Origin of the sequence: Kocuria sp. JC486, assembly GCF_011602805.1 — a bacterium.
Taxonomy (GTDB): domain Bacteria; phylum Actinomycetota; class Actinomycetes; order Actinomycetales; family Micrococcaceae; genus Kocuria; species Kocuria soli.
In genome coordinates, this window is the sequence record NZ_JAAOZS010000015.1 from 19,177 (window position 1) to 37,768 (window position 18,592).

At 66.8% G+C, this 18,592-nt stretch carries 15 protein-coding genes; 6 read left to right on the forward strand and 9 right to left on the reverse strand.

Translation table 11 applies throughout. The features are described 5' to 3' along the window. Nucleotides 1–3: 3 nt before the first annotated feature. The 5 genes from GWK18_RS08785 to GWK18_RS08805 all read right to left on the reverse strand — a co-directional run bounded on the left by GWK18_RS08785 (nucleotide 4) and on the right by GWK18_RS08805 (nucleotide 6,080). Nucleotides 4–789 carry a response regulator transcription factor gene (locus GWK18_RS08785; protein WP_123824455.1) on the reverse strand — a complete coding sequence of 262 codons (786 nt, stop codon included), beginning with the start codon at nucleotides 787–789 and terminating at the stop codon, nucleotides 4–6. Further along, entirely contained in the window at nucleotides 777–2,078 is a 1,302-nt protein-coding gene (locus GWK18_RS08790; protein WP_166834673.1) for a histidine kinase, read from the reverse strand. The genes GWK18_RS08785 and GWK18_RS08790 overlap by 13 nt, the downstream gene beginning before the upstream one ends. Before the next feature lie 138 nt (nucleotides 2,079–2,216). Next, the gene (locus tag GWK18_RS08795; RefSeq protein WP_166834675.1) at nucleotides 2,217–3,122 is read right to left on the reverse strand and encodes an SDR family NAD(P)-dependent oxidoreductase; all 906 of its coding nucleotides are present in this window, start codon (nucleotides 3,120–3,122) and stop codon (nucleotides 2,217–2,219) included. A gap of 31 nt (nucleotides 3,123–3,153) precedes the next feature. Continuing rightward, nucleotides 3,154–4,134, reverse strand: a complete 981-nt coding sequence (locus GWK18_RS08800) for an LLM class flavin-dependent oxidoreductase (RefSeq protein ID WP_166834677.1) — start codon at nucleotides 4,132–4,134, stop codon at nucleotides 3,154–3,156. A gap of 131 nt (nucleotides 4,135–4,265) precedes the next feature. Next, nucleotides 4,266–6,080, reverse strand: a complete 1,815-nt coding sequence (locus tag GWK18_RS08805) for an AMP-dependent synthetase/ligase (protein ID WP_166834679.1) — start codon at nucleotides 6,078–6,080, stop codon at nucleotides 4,266–4,268. Between the two features lie 219 nt (nucleotides 6,081–6,299). Between GWK18_RS08805 and GWK18_RS08810 the strand changes: the two genes are divergently transcribed. The 3 genes from GWK18_RS08810 (at nucleotide 6,300) to GWK18_RS08820 (ending at nucleotide 11,734) form a co-directional block, all read left to right on the forward strand. Continuing rightward, nucleotides 6,300–7,958 carry a DASS family sodium-coupled anion symporter gene (locus GWK18_RS08810; protein WP_245193108.1) on the forward strand — a complete coding sequence of 553 codons (1,659 nt, stop codon included), beginning with the start codon at nucleotides 6,300–6,302 and terminating at the stop codon, nucleotides 7,956–7,958. Between the two features lie 148 nt (nucleotides 7,959–8,106). Further along, nucleotides 8,107–9,573 (forward strand): NupC/NupG family nucleoside CNT transporter, encoded by a 1,467-nt coding sequence (locus GWK18_RS08815; protein WP_166834681.1) that lies wholly within the window; start codon nucleotides 8,107–8,109, stop codon nucleotides 9,571–9,573. A 118-nt stretch (nucleotides 9,574–9,691) separates the two neighbouring features. Then, nucleotides 9,692–11,734 (forward strand): NADPH-dependent 2,4-dienoyl-CoA reductase, encoded by a 2,043-nt coding sequence (locus GWK18_RS08820; protein WP_166834683.1) that lies wholly within the window; start codon nucleotides 9,692–9,694, stop codon nucleotides 11,732–11,734. Nucleotides 11,735–11,754: 20 nt separating this feature from the next. Here the strand turns inward: GWK18_RS08820 and GWK18_RS08825 are convergent, their stop codons facing one another. The 4 genes from GWK18_RS08825 to GWK18_RS08840 form a co-directional block, all read right to left on the reverse strand. After that, the gene (locus tag GWK18_RS08825) at nucleotides 11,755–12,783 is read right to left on the reverse strand and encodes a beta-propeller fold lactonase family protein (RefSeq protein ID WP_123824447.1); all 1,029 of its coding nucleotides are present in this window, start codon (nucleotides 12,781–12,783) and stop codon (nucleotides 11,755–11,757) included. Nucleotides 12,784–12,878: 95 nt separating this feature from the next. Further along, complete coding sequence (locus GWK18_RS08830) at nucleotides 12,879–14,234, reverse strand: CoA transferase (protein ID WP_166834685.1); 1,356 nt, start codon at nucleotides 14,232–14,234, stop codon at nucleotides 12,879–12,881. Between the two features lie 249 nt (nucleotides 14,235–14,483). Beyond that, entirely contained in the window at nucleotides 14,484–15,086 is a 603-nt protein-coding gene (locus GWK18_RS08835; RefSeq protein WP_053547801.1) for a cadmium resistance transporter, read from the reverse strand. Next, nucleotides 15,083–15,442 (reverse strand): metalloregulator ArsR/SmtB family transcription factor, encoded by a 360-nt coding sequence (locus GWK18_RS08840; protein ID WP_123824446.1) that lies wholly within the window; start codon nucleotides 15,440–15,442, stop codon nucleotides 15,083–15,085. The genes GWK18_RS08835 and GWK18_RS08840 overlap by 4 nt, the downstream gene beginning before the upstream one ends. A gap of 265 nt (nucleotides 15,443–15,707) precedes the next feature. Between GWK18_RS08840 and GWK18_RS08845 the strand changes: the two genes are divergently transcribed. The 3 genes from GWK18_RS08845 to GWK18_RS08855 are packed head-to-tail and all read left to right on the forward strand — an operon-like array spanning nucleotide 15,708 to nucleotide 18,539. Further along, nucleotides 15,708–16,319 (forward strand): recombinase family protein, encoded by a 612-nt coding sequence (locus GWK18_RS08845; protein WP_199732530.1) that lies wholly within the window; start codon nucleotides 15,708–15,710, stop codon nucleotides 16,317–16,319. 1 nt (nucleotide 16,320) lies between these two features. Continuing rightward, nucleotides 16,321–17,721: a Mu transposase C-terminal domain-containing protein gene (locus tag GWK18_RS08850; protein ID WP_123824445.1), complete on the forward strand. Its 1,401-nt coding sequence runs from the start codon at nucleotides 16,321–16,323 to the stop codon at nucleotides 17,719–17,721. After that, nucleotides 17,718–18,539 (forward strand): AAA family ATPase, encoded by an 822-nt coding sequence (locus tag GWK18_RS08855; protein WP_166834687.1) that lies wholly within the window; start codon nucleotides 17,718–17,720, stop codon nucleotides 18,537–18,539. The genes GWK18_RS08850 and GWK18_RS08855 overlap by 4 nt, the downstream gene beginning before the upstream one ends. Nucleotides 18,540–18,592 lie beyond the last annotated feature (53 nt).

Genomic DNA, 18,592 nt, shown 5'->3' on the forward strand with positions numbered 1-18,592 from the left:
GGCTCAGCGGTGACCGTGTTCAAGCACCAGGATCGCCACCTGGACCCGGTTGGTCACGTCCAGCTTGGTGAAGATGCGCGCCACGTGTGTCTTGACGGTGGTGATGGACAGGAACATCTCCTCGGCGATCTCGGTGTTGGTCAACCCCCGGGCCACGGCGTCCGCGATCTCCCGCTCCCGATCGCTCAGGACGTTGAGCGGACTCGGGACGGCGGCCGCCTCGGATGCCTGTTCCTCCAAACCTGGCTGGGCCGCGACCGGCGTCGTCGTCCCCGCCGGTGACCGGCGGCCGTGTTCCGCGGCCACCACAATCAGGCGTGTGAGCACCGACGGCGACACGGTGGCGTTTCCGGCGGCAGCTTCCTGGACGGCGCGCACGAGCTGCCGCGGGGGCGTGTCCTTGAGGAGGAAGCCGATGGCCCCACCCTCCAACGCCTCCAGGATGAAGGCGTCGGTGTCAAAGGCCGTGAGCATCAGAACCTCAGGCGGGTCGCTGAGTGCCCGGACCCTCCGGCAGCCCTCGATACCGTCCGTGCCGGGCATCCGGATGTCCATCAGGACAACGTCCGGGTTCAGTTCCTGGACCTTCTCCACCGCCTGGGCCCCGTTGCCCGCCTCGCCCACCACCACCAGGTTCTCGGCCCCGTCCAGGATCAGTCGCAGCCCGGCCCGCATGAGCACCTCGTCGTCGACCAGCAGGACACGGACCGGATCCGGGCTGGATCCGCTCACCTCGGAATCCCCGTCGGAACCCTCATCGAAATCAGCGGGGTGGTTCAGCTGCGGCATGGGACCTTGGCCTCCAGTCGGAATTCACTCTGGGTCTGGGTGGCCCTGACGCTACCGCCCAGGGCACGGGCGCGTTCGTCCAACCCGATCAGGCCGAAGCCGGAGGCGGGATGGACCGAATCGGCGTGATCTGAAGGCGTCAACGGGTTGGTGACCGTCAGCCGCACTTCGTCGTCGTCACCCTGCCATCGCACGGTCACGGGCGCACCCGGTGCGTGCTTGACGGCATTCGTCAGACCCTCCTGGAGCATGCGGTAGAGGGTCCTGGAGGCGGTGCCCGGGATCTGACCGAGGTCGGGCCGCTGAACGAGGGATTCAACCTGGGCACCAGTGGCCCGGACTTCTTCCAGCAGGGAATCGACCTGGGTGAGGTCCGGCTCGGGACGGGTGTCCGTGGGGTCGTCGCGCAACACGTCCAGGACGGTGCGCAGTTCGGCGGATGCGGTGGCCGCGGTCTGCTGGACCAGCCGCGCCGTGGACCGCACCGTGTCCCGGTCCAGGTCCTCGCGGTAGTCCAGCGCCCCCGCGTACGTGCTGATGAGCGCAAGACGGTGCGAGAGGGTGTCGTGCATTTCGCGGGCGATCCGGGTCCGTTCCTCGGCACGGGTCTTGGCGGCGCGTGCCTGCTCCTCGCGCACCACGGCCTCGGTCTCACGTCGGGCCGTTGCCGCTTCCGACCGCAGGGCCCTGATCTGACGACGCCGACTCCACCGGTTCAGCCCGATCAGCACCGGCACGGCCGTCATGGCCAGGGACAGGGCAATCCCCATGAGGATCACCCAGATGTCGGACTCCGGCATGGGGACGACGAAGACACTGCCCACCGCAGACAGGACGGCCACGGGTGGGATGAAGAACACCCACTTCCGGATACCCCGGGAACAGACCGAGACGACGGCGATGAACCAGGCGGGAAAGGCTGCCCCGGACACACCGACCAGCACACCGATCACCAGGGCCGCGACCAGGGCGGACCGCGGTTCCTTGAGGCTGAGATTCGCAACTTCCGGGCCCTCGTCCAAGACCTTCGGTTCCGGGGCGCGACGCAAGGCGATCGGCAAGAGCGCCACCGCCACGAGCCCCACGGCCGTGTCGACCAGCATCCACGCGAAAATGAATTCCTCGGAATACGGGTACTCCTCGGGGCTCACGGTCCCGTCGGCGACCAAGGAGCCCATGACCCCATATGTGCCCAGGGAGATGAGCGGCCCGAGGACCAGCGCGGTGAGGGTCAGCCCCGCGATCAGCCAACCCCGTCTGCTCCCGGGTCCGAGGAATCTTTCGATCATGCGTTCAGACTAGGGGCGTGCCCGGCCCGTGCACGTCCTCCGCAAGCAGGAGGCCGCTGCCTCCTGAGCATGATTTGTCAGACCCCGCACGGAGGATCGAGGCACGCGCGTGCACCGCCTCACGTATGCGGACCTGCCTCACGATTGACGAACGCGGGGAAGATCCGTGCCGGTCGCAGCACTGGCAAAGGCCCAGAACCGCTCCGCCAGCTCCGGATCGGAGGCCGCCTGCGAGCGCCCCACCAGGACCGGAGCCCCTTTGAGTTCCCCACGCCCCGAGGGACCGACGTAACTGCATTCCGGGAGGTCCCGGGTGGCAGCGACCAGAATGTTCTGGGCCCCATCCGATGCGGACTGGCCACCGAAATGTGCAGCGAATCCCACCCATTTGTTGATCAGCGGCCACGGGCTGTGATTCTGCAGGTTGGTCTGCGCCCACCCCGGGTGGGCCAGTTGGACTGCGATGCGCTGGGTACCCGTTTCCCGCGCGCCCTCAGCAAGCCGCCGGGACAGGCCCAGCCCCCACAGCATGTCCGCCAACTTGGACTGTCCGTAGCCGGCGACGAACGAGAATCGCCGTCGTCGGAAATGCGGGTCCTCGAAATCCATGGAGCGCCACCGGTGGGCACCCGAGCCGACGATGACCACACGCTCACGGACCCGGGGCAACACCAGGTTGGTGAGGGCGAACGGGCCCAACGCATTGGTTCCGAGCATGAGTTCGAAACCGTCCGCGGTTTCCGTGCGATCCCCGGAGACGGTCCCGGCATTGTTGACCAGAACGTCCACGGGACGGTCCAGGGAATCGGCGGCCGCCCGGATCGAGGAAAGGTTGGCGAGATCCAGGGGCAGCACGCTGGCATTTCCGAGGTCACGTTGGACCCTCTGGGCCCGCTGCGTGTCACGCGCGGCGACGATCACGTGGGCACCGGCGCCGGCTGCGGCAGCCGCAACCTCTTTCCCCAGGCCGTTCGTGGCACCCGTGACCAACCATGTCCGTCCCGTCTGATCCGGCAGAGAGAACGGCTGAAGAATGTTACGCACGAGTACCAATTATGCGGTAACCGCCTGTTCCTCAGCGACCCCAGGCGTCACGAAGGACTTTCAATGAATTCTGCGTCATTTCCGCCGATGAGCCCACGGGGGCAATGATCAATTCGTCCGCCTGCGCCCGCTCGGCGAAATCCTTCACGTAGGAAGCGACCTGTTCACCGTTGCCCACGGCCGTGTACTTGATCATGTGCAGAATCTGTTGCCCGGCCGCCGAGTGCATGACCAGGTCCAGTTCTTCGTCCGTCAGGGTGCGCCCACGGCCGGCCATCATCTTGACCCGGGTGCGCCGGTACCACTCGTTCTCGGCAACGGCCACGTTGGGGTCGTCATTGGCCACCACGTTCACGGCGGCCATCATGTACGGCTGCTCGAGTTGTTCGGAGGGCTCGAACTCCGACCGGTAGACGGCGGCCGCCTGCTCCAGGGCGTCCGGGGCGAAGTGGGAGGCGAAGGCGTACGGCAACCCGTAGGCCGCCGCCAGACGGGCACCGAACAGCGACGAACCGAGGATGTACAGAGGGACGTTCGTACCGGCACCCGGCACGGCACGAAGACCGGGGAGTTTGGACTCGTCACGCAGGTACCCCTGCAGTTCCTTGACGTCCTGCGGGAACTCCTCAGCGGCGCGCGGATCCCGGCGCATGGCGCGCACTGCTACCTGGTCAGTTCCCGGAGCCCGGCCCAGGCCCAGATCAATCCGCCCGGGGTGCAGTTCGGCCAGGGTGCCGAACTGCTCCGCAATGGTCAGCGGAGAGTGGTTGGGCAGCATCACGCCGCCTGAGCCCAGCCGGATCTTCTCCGTCTGGGTCGCCACGTGGGCAATCAGGACTGCCGGAGCGGCGGAAGCGATGGAGCCCATGTTGTGGTGTTCGGTGTACCAGACACGCTCGTACCCCAGGCCCTCCGCCACTTGGGCCAGAGCCACGGACTCAGCGAAGGCCTCCCCCACGGTGTGACCTTCACGGACGGTTGCGAAATCCAGAACTGACAGCGGCAAAGCCACGGCGGAACACCTTTCACGAATGCTGTGCGGGAACTCCCGCGGTCTCACCGTGAACAGCCATCGGACTCCGTCCGTGATTCCCGACGTCGCCCAAGCTCACACCCGATCTCGCTGTCAGCGAATCCAGGGCCTCACTCGTGCTGGAGCGCCCCACCGTAGATCTCGTCGATGAGTTCCTCGTTGTTGACCAGGACATGACGACGCCGCAGCTTGAGGGACGGAGTCAGCGTGCCGTCCGCCTCGGAGAAGTCGTGCTCCAGAATCCGGAACTCTCGGATCTGTTCCGCACGGGAGACCGCCTGATTGGCGTGCTCGATCGCTTCCTCGACGGCCTTCTTAACGTGCTCGTCCTCCCTGGCCTGGGCGACCGTCATGGACGCGTCGAACCCGTGGGCGTCCAGCCACCCCGGCAGAGCCTCCTCGTCCAAGGTCACCAGGGCGGCGATGAAGGGCCGCTTCTCCCCCACCGCAATGCACTGGGACACCAACGGGTGCGCCCTGACCTGGTCCTCCAGCACAACGGGGCTCACGTTCTTGCCCCCGGCGGTCACGATCAGTTCCTTGATGCGCCCGGTGATCTTCAGATACCCGTCCTGGTCCAGGGATCCCAGGTCGCCGGTGCGGAACCACCCGTCGTCGTCGAAGGCCTCCGCGGTCTTCTCGGGGTTGTTCCAGTAACCGCGCATCACGCAGATCCCCTTGGCCAGGACCTCGCCGTCGTCGGAGATCTTGACGGAGTTGCCCGGCAACACGGTGCCGACGGTGCCGATCTTGATCTTCTTGGCGGTGTTGACCGTGATCGGGGCCGTGGTTTCGGTCAACCCGTAGCCCTCCAGCACGCGCAGCCCGATGCCGTGGAAGAAGTGCCCCAGGCGCTCCCCCAGTGGCCCGCCGCCGGAGACCGCGTACTTGACCTTCCCGCCCATGGCTTCGCGCAGTTTGCCGTAGACGAGCTTGTCGAACAGTGCGTGCTGCACCTTGAGCGTCAGGGGGACCTTGCCCTGCTCCTCGGCACGGGACCACTCGATGGCCACCGCCGCCGCCCTGTCGAAGATCTTTCCCTTCCCGCCGGCCTCCGCCTTCTGCTGCGCCGAGTTGTAGACCTTCTCGAACACTCGCGGAACCACCAGCAGGAAGGTCGGCTCAAAGCTCTTCAGGTCATCCAGCAGACTCTTGATGTCCGAGGTGTGGGCGATGTTCACACCGGCACCCACCGCCATGACCTGGATGAAACGCGCAAACACGTGCGCCAACGGCAGGAACATGACCGTCCGGGCGCCCTCGTGGACAGCTTCGGGAATCGAGGCCGCCGCGTTCTCGGAGAGTTCCACGAAGTTCCCGTGGGTGAGTTCGCAGCCCTTCGGTCGACCGGTGGTTCCCGAGGTGTAGATGACGGTGGCCAGGTCGTCCAGGCCCGCGATGCGGCGTCGTCGTTCGACCTCCTCGTCCGGGACGTCCTTGCCACCCTCGGTCAGGTGCCCCACGGCACCTTCGTCCAGGCACCAGACGCTGTGCACGGCGGACAGGTCCTCGTTGTGGGCGGCCCGCTCCCACACGCCCTTGTGCTCGGCGGTCTCCACCACCAGTCCGACGGCTCCGGAGTCGGAGAGGTTCCAGGCCAGTTGGGTCGGGGCCGAGGATTCGTACACGGGAACGACGACGCCACCGGCGAACCAGACCGCGAAGTCCAGAAGGGACCATTCGAGGCGGTTGCGGGACATGAGCGCCACCCGGTCACCAGGCTGGACACCGGCGGCCACGAAGCCCTTGGCCAGGGCGATCACATCGGCCAAAACCCTGCTCGCGGGGATTCCGACCCACTGATCCCCTTCCCGCCGGGAGAACAACGCCGGATCGCTGGCCTTCCGGGCGTTACGCACCAACAGATCGGTGGTGTTTGACGTGGCCGGGGTCTCCACCAGTCGGGGGAGGGCGATCTCGGACAAGGGTGCTCCTTGGGTCAGAACGTGGGATGGCTGCGGTAGGTCTCCGGACCACCACCGCCGGGGGCCGCGGCCCGTGAGGAACAGGCCGCGGAGGGGTGTCCGACAACGGTAGATCATTGTGAGCACGGTCACAAAGCGCTATCGGTGACCCCACCATTGCCCTTGCACTCAGGTGACTGTTAATTTCGTTCAACCGCCCCTGGTTATGAGGTGCATCAGATGTCTGACATGAATTTTGATTCTTCTCCCCCCGCTGACGAGGACACCGTGGATGTCCACCCGGTGCACCACCAGGCGGCGGTGACGGATGATGATCATCCCCCACACGTCAAGACCGGTCGGCTTTGGCTGTACCGCCTATTGGGAGTGGTGGCCTTTTTCGCGGTCTGGCTATTGCTCGGATCCGCTGACGTTTCGCAGGACGCGCGGACGGTGGCAGCCATCGGGTCCTTGATGGCCGTGTGGTGGATGACCGAAGCCGTTCCCCTCCCCGTGACATCACTCCTGCCCATCGTGCTTTTTCCTGTCCTGACGCAACTGACACCGGAAGAGGCCACGGCTCCGTATGCCAACCCGATCGTGTTCCTCTTCCTCGGCGGGTTCCTGATCGCCATTGCGATGCAGAAATGGAATCTCCACCGGCGCATTGCGCTCTTGACGCTGCGGGCTGTAGGAACACAGCCGAGGCAGATCATTCTGGGAATGATGATCGCCACCGCTTTCCTCTCCATGTGGGTGTCGAACACCGCGACCACGCTCATGATGCTGCCCATCGGACTGAGTGTGCTCACCCTGGTGGTGGAGAACAGTCAGAAGCACGGACATGCCGAGAACGTCGACACGTCCTCGATTCGTACAGATCTGACGGCCACCGAAACCCTCAGCGAGATCATTGAAAATCCCGACGTCCGCAAGTTCGGTGTGGCGCTGGTTTTGTCGATCGCCTGGGCCGCAACGATCGGCGGCCTGGGAACCCTGCTGGGAAGCCCCCCCAACGCCATCGTGGCCGGTTACATCAGCGAAGAACTCGGGGAAACCATCGGGTTCGCCCAGTGGATGCTCCTGGGTGTCCCGATCGTGATCGTGTTCATCGGCGTCTCGTGGCTCCTGATGACCTTCGTGATCTTCCGGTTCAACCTGAAAGAGATCCCCGGCGGAAAACAGTTGATTCAGAAGGAGATCAATGACCTGGGGCGAATGTCTCGAGGCGAATGGGTCGTGCTGGCCGTCTTCGTGGCGGCAGCGTTCTTCTGGATCGTCCCGGGCATCCTTTCCGGATTCCCGTCCCTTGCGGAAGCCTGGCCCTGGCTCGAGGTCTTCGACGACACGGTGATCGCCATCGCCGCCGGCGTCCTGTTGTTCATCATCCCCGGTGACAACCGCGGCAACATGACGTTGCACTGGAGGGACGCCGAAGAAGGACTGCCGTGGGGTGTGCTCCTGTTGTTCGGTGGCGGTCTGTCCCTGGCAGCAGCCGTGGCCAGCACCGGCCTGGACGTGTGGTTCGGAGATCAGGTCGGCGGCTTGGGGGCGCTGCCCATCGTGCTGTTGCTGGCGGTCGTCGTCGCGGTGGTTCTGCTGCTCACGGAAGTCACCAGCAACACGGCCACAGCGGCAGCGTTCATCCCCATCCTGGGCGGCGTGGCCATCGGGCTCGGCATTGATCCGATCTCGCTGCTGATTCCAGCCGCCCTGGCTGCCACGTGTGCGTTCATGCTGCCGGTGGGCACCCCACCGAACGCGATCGTGTACGCCTCCGGCCACGTGAAGATCACGGAAATGGTCCGCGGCGGCGCCATCCTCAACGTGGTCGGCGTCCTGTTGATCACGCTGTTCACGTTGATCCTGGGACCGCTCGCCTTCGGCATGGTGTTCTAGTCCCTTCACCTCGCCGAAGTAGCAGTTTGATCGCCCCTGAACCGCTCAGGGGCGATCAAACTGCGCACTCGGCAACCAGGACGGCGCAGGGTCTTCTGTACCGTGGAACACACACGACCTGCACCCGACCCGAATGGTGGAGACCGGGATGAACGTGCTGTGGGGCCTGGGCGGAATGGTGTTCATCATCGCCATAGCGGTGCTCTTCTCCGTCGACCGTCGCAAGATTCGCATCAGGACCGTCAGCCTGGCTCTGCTCACGCAGGTGCTGTTCGGGGTCCTGGTCCTGTACGTTCCGGCCGGGCGCGCGGCCCTCGAGGCGATCACCGGTGGTGTGCAGTCGGTCATCAACTCGGCCAATGCCGGGATCGACTTCCTCTTCGGCCCGATCCTCCCGGAGGAGGGCTCGGTGTTCGCGTTCCAGGTCCTGCCGGTCATCGTCTACTTCGCGTCCTTGACCGCGGTCCTGCACTACGTGGGGATCCTGCAGTGGGTGGTCAAGATCATCGGCGGCGGGATGGCAAAGCTCTTCGGCACCACCACCGCGGAGTCCATGAACGCGGCCGCCAACATCTTCCTGGGCCAGTCGGAAGCCCCGCTGCTCATCAAGCAGCACCTCCCCCGATTGAAGACCTCCGAACTGTTCGCCGTGATGGTCGGCGGGATGGCGACCGTGGCCGGGTCCGTGATGGTGGGGTATTCACTGCTCGGCGCGGAACTGCGGTACTTGATCGCCGCCAGCTTCATGGCCGCCCCAGGCGCCCTGTTCATCGCCAAGTTGATCGTCCCGGCGGGAGCCCTGGAAGGGCCGGAATGGACCGACGCCGGCACTGGTGAACCGACGACCGCCCCACCGCGTCGTCGTCAGGGCCTGGTGGGGCTCTTCAAACGCGGAGGCAAACGCGGTGCCGCCACGGAATCCGCGCAGGAACTCAAGCGACGGCAGCAATCACAGACGGACCCGGAGCACGAGGCGACGGAGGCGGCCGGGAGTTCCACGGTCACGTCCGCAGAAGCTCACACTGCGAGCGTCACGGAGGCACCTCGAGAGGTCCGGGACGCGGAGGACATCGCCCACCAGGCCGAGGACGACGACGAACCCGCCAACGTGATCGACGCCGCCGCACGTGGTGCCAGCGAGGGCCTGGGACTGGCCCTCAACGTCGGCGCCATGCTGCTGGCCTTCATTGCACTGATTGCGCTGGTCAACACCTTGTTAGGAGCCGCGGGTGGGCTGTTCGGCCTGGAAGCCCTGACCCTGGAACAGATCCTGGGATGGATCTTCGCGCCCGTCATGTTCGTGGTGGGCGTCCCGTGGAACGAGGCCGTTCCGGCGGGCAGTTTCCTCGGCCAGAAGCTGGTGCTCAACGAGTTCGTGGCATTCAGCGCCTTCGGCCCGGAGATCGACAACTACTCGACCAAGACGCAGGTCATCGTCACGTTCGCGCTGACCGGGTTCGCCAACTTCGCCACGCTCGCCATTCAGATCGGCGCGCTGGGCGGCCTGGCCCCCACCCAGCGCAGCCGAATCGCCCGGCTGGGCCTGTTGGCCGTGCTGTCCGGGACCTTGGCCAACCTCATGAGTGCGGCGATCGCGGGGGTCCTGATCGCCTGATCCGACCGACTTCACCCGGCCGAGTGCGGCAAAAGTTTCCGGAACCGTGAGTCCCACTATTCTCCGGTCTTTGCGTATAGTAGTGATGCAGCCCACACGGAAGGCCCGGAACTGCCCCATGAACGCATACCCCCACCTGTTCGAACCGGTCACCCTGGGGTCGGTCACCCTCCCAAATCGCGTGATCATGGGCTCGATGCACACCGGGATGGAGGACGACCCCGCCCAGTTCCCGGAGCTGGCCGCCTACTTCGCCGAACGGGTCCGCGGCGGTGCCGTTCTCATGGTCACGGGCGGTTTCAGCCCCGACGAGGCCGGAGTGCTCTACCCCGGTGGCGGACGCATCACGACGACGGCGGAGGCCGCCGAGCATCACGTCATCACCTCGGCCGTGCACCAGGCCGGGGGCAAGATTCTGCTGCAACTTCTGCACGCCGGCCGGTACGCGGCGCACGAGGGGGCCGTCGCACCGTCGTCGTCGCAGGCGCCGATCAATCGGTATCACGCCGCGGAAATGACGCCCGGGCAGATCGACCGGACGGTTCGCGACTTCGGCCGGGCGGCCGAACTGGCGCACCAGGCCGGGTACGACGGCGTGGAGATCATGGGATCGGAGGGCTACCTGCTCAACCAGTTCCTGGCGGAGCGGACCAACCATCGGGTGGACGAGTGGGGCGGTGATCCCGAGCGGCGTCGCCGATTCCCGGTGGCAGTTGCGGAGGCCGTGAAGACGGCTGTCCCGGCGGAGTTCCTGGTGATGTACCGGATCTCCCTGCAGGACCTGGTGGAGGGCGGGCAGAGCTGGCCCGATGTCGTGGCACTGGCCCGGGACCTCGAGCGCGCCGGGGTGGACGTGTTCAACACCGGGATCGGGTGGCACGAGGCGCGGGTTCCCACCATCGTGACCTCGGTGCCCCGAGCAGCGTTCGCCCAAGTCACCGGTGAGTTGAAGGCGGCCGTTTCCGTGCCCGTGGTGGCCTCCAACCGGATCAACATTCCGGAGACGGCCGAAGAGATCCTGGCCGCAGGGCAGGCGGACCTGATCTCCATGGCCCGCCCGTTCCTGGCGGATCCGGAATGGGTGGACAAGGCCGGGTCGGGGCGAGCAGACCAAATCAACACGTGCATCGCATGCAACCAGGCCTGTCTGGACCACACCTTTGCGCACAAGCGGGCCACCTGTCTGGTGAATCCACGCGCCGGGAACGAGACCAGCCTGATCCTGAGTCCGGCCCGGCGGGTCAAGCACATCGCCGTGATCGGCGCGGGCCCGGCTGGGCTGTCCTGCGCGGTTTCCCTGGCACGGCGCGGGCACAGGGTCGATCTGTTCGAGGCCCAGGACCACCTGGGTGGTCAGTTCGCCCTGGCGCAACGGATTCCCGGCAAGGAGGAGTTCTCGGAGACCATCCGGTACTTCACCCGCCAGCTGGAGTTGACCGGGGTCAGCGTGCATCTGTCGACCACCGTGGATGCCAATTCCCTGGCCCAGCAGGACTTCGACGAGGTCGTCTTGGCCACCGGCGTCGCACCGCGGGTCCCCGCGATCGACGGTTTGGACCACTCGTCGGTGATGACCTACCCGGAGCTGCTGAGCGGCCGACGTGTGGCCGGCCAGAGCGTGGCGGTCATCGGGGCGGGCGGCATCGGGGTGGACGTCTCCGAATTCCTGACACACCCCGAATCGCCGTCGTTGGACCTGGCCGCCTGGCGCGCCGAGTGGGGGGTTGCCGGTAGCGACACCCCGGGCGGTCTGGGGCCGGCTTCCCCGGCGCCGTCACCGCGGGAGGTGGTCCTGGTGCAACGGCGGGCGACGCCGATCGGCAAGGACCTGGGGCTGACCTCCGGGTGGGTGCACCGCGCGTCGCTCAAGCACAAGGGCGTGCGGATGATTCCGGCCGCCACGTACGAACGCATCGACGACGACGGCCTGCACCTCACCGTTCCCGTCGACCCGAAGGACGCCGACGCCGGACGGGCCGAGATCACGCTGCCCGTGGACACCGTGGTGGTGTGCGCGGGGCAGGTCTCCCGCAACGACCTGGCCGCGCCCCTGCGCGAGCGGGGGTTGGCCGTGCACGTGATCGGTGGGGCCGACGTTGCCGCCGAGCTGGACGCCAAACGCGCCATCGGGCAGGGTACCCGCCTGGCGGCGGAGCTGTAGGGCGGGCGCCCCGCGACCGGTCAGACGAAACGCACCCAGTTGGCGCCCTTGCCCGTTTCGGCCTGGTCCAGCAGCTTGAGCTCTGTGCCGTCGACCGCGTACAGCGAGACCTGCGTGGACCGTTCACCGGCCGCCACGAGCAGGCGGCCGTCCGGGCTGGTGGCGAAACCGCGCGGCTGGGTCTCCGTGACCGTGTAGTTCTCCGGCGGGGTGAGCGAGCCGTCCGCGGCCACCTCCACGGCGGCCAAGGTGCTCTCCGTCCGCTCGGAGACCCACAGGGTCTGTTCATCCGCGCCCCAGTGGATGTCGGCACCCCAAATGGCGTGCTCGTCCAGCGGACTCCCGCCCAGAACACCTTGCTGCAGCTGTGCATCCGGGTCGACGGTGTTCGTGGCGTCGACCGCGGTCAGCTCACCGGTGCTCTTGTCCCTGCTGAAACGCAGCACTTCACCGGAGAACTCGGTCATCACGTACAGGGTGTCTTCGGCGTCGTTGAAGATCAGGTGGCGCGGGCCGGAACCCTCCGGGGCCGCCGCCGATTCTGCTGCCAGCGGGGTGAGCCCCAGGTCGTCGTCGAGCGCGTACTGCGCCACCAGGTCCGCCCCCAGGGACACGAAGTAGACGAAACGCCCGTCGGAGCTGGCCGCCACACTGTGCAGATTGGGGTGTTCGACAGTGGCGACGGGGGCGCCCACCGTGGTGCCGTCGACCGGTGCGGTGATGCCGTAGCCCCCGCCGTAGGAGGCGCCCAGCAGAACCGTTCCGCCCCGGGTGAGCCAGAGGTAGTTCATCCCACCTTGCGGAAGGTCCACCCGACCCAGCTGGCCCAGTTGCCCGGTTTCACGATCGAGGCTCAGGGTCACGATCCCCGCGGGATCACCCTTCACGGCGGCGTGCACCAGGTTCCGTTCGGTATCCACCGCGAAGTTGGAACAGCCGGTGAGCCCTTCGGTCACGGATAGTCGCTCCAGGGAGGTCCCGTCACATCGGAACACGGAAATGCTCCCGTCACCGGCATTGGCGACCAGGACCAAGGATTCAACAGTCATCAGGCAACTCCCATCATCATCGCGGCACACCAGACCCCGGAACCGGAACCGTCCGCCTGCTCCGGCGGTTGGCGATCACAGCCATTTCATCACGCTCAGCGCCAGGCCAACTCTGCGGATCCCGGCAGCATGGGTGGCCGACGGTAATCGAGCAACTCACCGTCGATCGTCAGCGGGAGGGGCACGTACTCCAGCACGCCGAAGTCGCTGGTCTTGCTCCGCAACGCGGGTTCAGGTGACGAGGTTGCCCCGGACTTGGCCGCGGGTCCGCCCGTGACTTCCGGTACCGGTAACCCCATGAGTTCGACTGCCGTCCGGGCCAACGACATGTGGACGCGGCCACCGCATCCGGACTCCCGGCGCTCGGCCAGGAGCCGGATCAATCCGGCAGCGATCCCGTAACCGGTCGCGTGGTCGAGGGCCTGACACGGCAACGCTCCGGGTCGCCAGCGTTCGCCCGCGCCCGATCCGTAAATCGTCGCGATGCCCGAGGCTGCCTGGACGATCGAATCGAATCCGCGCATTCCGCCCCACGGCCCGGCCGGCCCCCAGGCGTCGAGTTCGGCCACGGCCAGGTGCGGATGCTCAGCCACCAGGGTGGCGGCGTCCAGGCCGAACCTCGCCATTGCTCCGGGTCGGTACCCGGAGACGACGACGTCGGCCTCGGCCATCAGCTCCCGGACCCTTGCCAGCACCGCGGGCTCCGAAAGGTCCGCGAGGGCCGAACGCTTGTCGAACCCGGCGTCAATGTGCTGGTCCATCAACTCCGGCAGGGACGGCGGGTCGATCCGGAGGACCTCCGCGCCCAGTGCCCCGAGCACCCGCGTGGCCACGGGCCCGGCAATCACGCGGGTGAAGTCGAGGACGCGCAACCCCGTCAGCGGACGAAACACGTCCCCGTCAGGCGCCCACGCAGATGACCGTGTCTGCCAGGATCGGCCTGCGCCAGAAGACGGTTCGACACGGATCCACGGTTCGTCGGCCACAGCATGGGCCATGGCCGTTCCCGCCCATTCGTCGGGTGTCCGGACACGTGCGGCGATTCCACCGACGGCCTGGATCGCCCGTTCCGCCTCATCACCGGGAAGCTCATGCAGCACCGCGGAAAGCTGCCCGACGGCGTCGTCGTCGCTCAGTCCCGGGTCGAGCCGCAGCGCAGACAGGAGACGTTGGCGGTGATGCGGGTAATTGCCGTGCGTGCGGATCCAGCCATCGCGCGTGGGCCAGAACCCGGAGAGCGGCGCGAAGCCGCGTGGCGAGCGGCCGTCCACCCGCAAGTGCCCCAGCGAGTTGAAGGCTGCGAAGGTCGCCAGCGCGGACACGGCGTACCGATCCGGTTTCCCGGTGAGGGCACCCAGCGCGTCCGCGACGGCAGCAACCGCCTGGAGAGCCAGTCCCTCCACATCGAGGGGCCCGTCCCACCAGGTCCGCGGTCCGGTCACGCGTGTCATCCCACCACGGTAGCGAGGGCGAACCGCCCCGCGCCGTGGTTGTCGGGAATTGTGACTTTTGCAGGTATGTGGCGGCATTCTTGATGAGATAAATGGCGGCACAGGGCGTCCGCCCAGAAGTGAAGCTGTCCGCAACTTGGGGCCGGTGCCGATCACCAGGACGTCGGCATCGGCCATGGTCGGAGACCTCCTTGTGGTCGAGGCTGCCGATCTGCGTCACCGGCGCCGCGTGCGGGGCCGGTGACGCAGTTAGAAGCCGAAGGCCCCGCCGCTGACCAGAATGAAGGCACCCAGACCGATCAGCACGATGGGGAACAGGATGTGTTCCCAGCGCTCCAGGACCTCGGCGATCGGCCGGCGGGTGGCGACGAACTTGGCCAGGGCGACCAGCACCGCCACCAGCGCCAGGAACACGATGCAGTAAGCCACCACGGCGCCCGGGCCCACGCTGAGGAAGACCGGGACGTAGACCCCGATGTTGTCTCCGCCGTTGGCGAAGGTCACCCCGGCCACGGTCCACACCGCCACGTTCTTGCCTTCGACCTTGGCCTCGTCGTCATCGTCGTCGCCGTCCCCACGCCAGGCCTGCCAGGCGGCCCACAGGCCCAGGCCCAGGGGGATGAGTCCGAAGTACGGGATGACCTCCGGGGGCAGGAACGCCCCGGCCCCCAGGGAGACCAGCACGGCCGCGCCCAGGATGCCCACGAAGCCCAGATACTGGCCGACCAGGATGCGGGCGGTGGTCTCGCGCTGGCCCGCGCCGCGGGCGAAGAACAGCGAGAGCACGATGATGTCGTCGATATTGGTGGCGATGAACAGGCCAATTGCCTGCAAGATCGAGGACAGGATCATGCCTCCACCCCCGTGCTGCGGCATCCCGGCGCCGAGCAGGCCGGGTCCAGGCACGGTGCGTTCTCGTTGACCGCGAGGGTCACGTCGACCAGGGCGGTCAGCACCCGGCTCAGATGCGGATCCGCGATCTCATACCGGGTCTGGCGGCCCTGGGGCACGGCGACCGCGAGCCCACAGTCCCGCAGGCACGCCAGGTGGTTCGACACGTTCGGCCGCGTCAGCTCCAGGTCTCGGGCCAGCTCGGCCGGGTAGGCCGGGCGCTGAAGCAGGGTCAGCAGTATCCGCGACCGGGTCGGGTCGGCCATCGCCCGCCCCAGCCGGTTCATCACATCCAAACGAGAATCTATAGTCAGCACCCGCTGAACTATACAGCAATGACTGAACTGATCTGGAAGTCCACCGCAGTTGACCTGCGCGACGCCGTGCAAGTGAACGGAAATCCTTGATCCCCTCCTCCCATGGGTCAAACGTCGCTCCGCGTGTCTTATTAATGGACAGTTTGATGAGACACACCTCGGGCACTCGGCCTCGGACTCGCTCCCTGCGCGCACAGGCTTTCGGAGGTGTCTTGCGAAGTCGTCTTGACGGAAAGTGCCTCAAGGGGGTGCGTTCCAGGGGTTTCTGCATCATGCTTGGGGTAAGAGGCATCTGGGGTACACGCGGGTGAGTACGGCTGCGCAGGACGCGCAGCTGCAAGTCGATGCGCTGGTGGGTGCCGGGGTGCAGAAGCGGGACGTGTTCTCCGATGTGACCTCGGGCAGCCGAACCGCTATCGAGCGCCCGGGGATGAAGCGCCTGCTCGACTACGCCGAGGCCGGTGACACCGTCGTGGTCTGGCGCATCGACCGGCTCGGCCGCTCCCTGCTCGATGTCCTGAGCACCGTCAACCTGCTACGCGGCCAGGGGGTGAAGATCCAATCGGTCTCGGACGGGATCGACCCAGAGACGACCTCGGGCCGGATGATGCTGGGCATGCTGGCCGAGTACGAGCGCGAGCTGATCACCGAACGTGTCAATGCCGGGATCGCCGCGGCGAAGGCGAACGGCACCCGTTTCGGTCGGCCCCCGGTTGACCCGGCCGTGATCGCGGAGAAGCTGACCATCGCCCAGGATGCTCGTGCCAAGGGCCGGACCGCCGAAGATGCCGCCCGTCTGGTCGGGTGGTCGCGTGCGACGCTGTATCGCCACCAGCAGGCCGCCCGTGCCCGTGACGCTGTGTCCGAGCAGGTGTGAGGTGGACGGGGCGGCGCGGTGGCGCATCTTGCGGCTGCATGTCGAGGACGGCATCGCGCTGACGACCCTGGCCCGTCAGACTGGGATCGGTCTGCGCACCCTGGAGCGCTGGCACGCCCGCTACCGCGCCGACGGGTACGCGGGCCTGGATGCGAGGCCGCGTGCGGATGCGGGCACCCGCCATCTGCCTGCCGAGCTCGTCCGGCTGATCGAGGGTTTGGCGCTGAGCAAGCCCGGACCCGCGATCGCCACGATCCACCGCAAGGCGACTGAGATCTGCGCTCAGGAGGGCTGGCCGGTGCCCTCCTATGGGGTGGTCCGGTCGATCGTGGGCGGCATGGATCCGGGCATGGTCACCCTCGCCCTGGAGGGTGCGGCGTCCTACCGGGACAAGCACGAACTGGTGCTGCGGCGGCAGGCCGAGCGGCCCAATGCGATGTGGCAGGCCGACCACACCCTGCTCGACATCCTCGTCGCGGGCACCGACGGGAAGCCCGCCCGGCCATGGCTGACGTCCATCATCGATGACTGCTCCCGGGCGATCTGCGGCTACACGGTCTTCCTCGGTGCTCCTTCGGCGATGAACACCGCGCTGGCGCTGCGGCAGGCGATCTGGCACAAGGCCGACCCGGCCTGGCCGATGTGCGGCATCCCCGACGTGCTCTACGTTGACCACGGCAGCGACTTCATCAGCCACCATCTCACCGGCACCGCCGTCGACCTGCACATCCGGCTGATCCACTCCATCGTTGCCCGGCCCCAGGGCCGCGGCAAGATCGAGAGGTTCTTCGGCACCGTCAACACCGAGCTTCTCGCCGGCCTGCCCGGATACATCGCCGAGGGCCACCCCGCCCCGACACCGACGCTGTCCCTGGCCGAGCTGGACAGCGCACTGGAGGGGTTCGTGGCCACCTACAACGACCGGACCCACAGCGAGCTCGGCGTCTCGCCGCGCAGCGCGTGGATCGCCGAGGGTTGGCTGCCGCGCATGCCCGAGAGCCTGGAAGGCCTCGACGGGCTACTGCTGACGGTCGCCCAGTCACGGGTGGTGCGCCGTGATGGCATCCGCTTCCAGGGGCTGCGCTACGTCTCTCCGACGCTGGCTGGCTATGTCGGACGATCGGTCGTGGTCCGCTACGACCCGCGCGACATCACCGAGATCCGCGTGTTCGACCACGACGAGTTCCTCTGCAAGGCCGTCAACCAGGAGCATCACGACCAGAAGATCGGTCTCAAGGAAATCCAGGCCGCTCGCAACGCCCGCCGCCGGGCCTTGCGGCAGGGCATCAACGAACGCATCGCCGTCGTCGCCGCACACACCATCGAATCGCCACCGGCGACCGAGGAGCCGGCACCGGCGCCGCGGCGGAAGTTGAAGGTCTACAAGGAGGACCTGAGGTGAGCCAGCGCTTCATCGTCACCAAAGAGCACCGCCGATTCACCGAGTTCGCCGACGCCGTCCGGCGGGGCCACACCATCGGCCTCTGCTTCGGCCCGGCCGGGGTGGGCAAGACGCTCTCCGCGCGCCGCTACGCCCACTGGGAGAAGGCCTACGACCTGCTGACCTACTGGGGACCACGCGACGACAGCGACGTCAAAATCTACGCCACCCTCGCTCGCAGCCGCACCGTGCTCTACACCCCCAGCGTGCTGACCACGCCCCGGGCGCTGAAGGACGAACTCGACCAGGCCATCACCCGCACCAACATCTGCATCGAGCAGCACCTCGAACCAGTCGGACAGGACACCACGCCGACCTGGGCACGGCGGCACGGCAGGAACCACGTGCAGTTGATCATCGTCGATGAGTCCGAACGGCTCCGCCCCGCCTCTCTGGAACTGCTGCGCGACCTGTACGACCGCGACAACATCGCCCTGATCCTGATCGGCATGCCAGGCCTGGAAAAGCAGTTCAGCCACTACCCCCAGTTCTACAGCCGAGTCGGCTTCGCCCACCAATACCGTCCCCTGGGCACCGACGAGTTGCTCTTCGTCCTCCAGCGCCACTGGCGCTCCCTCGGCAAGACCCTCGATCCCGAGGACTTCACCGACGCCCAGGCCATCGCCAGCATCACCCGCATCACCCGCGGCAACTTCCGGCTGCTCGAACGCCTCTTCCCTCAGATCGAGCGCGTCATGAAGATCAACGAACTCGACACCATCACCAACGACGTCATCGAAGCCGCCCAGAGCACCCTCGTCATCGGCACCACCAACTGAGACGACCGCCACGAAGCGCCCGCAGAACACCGCCACTTATCGCCGAAAGTCAC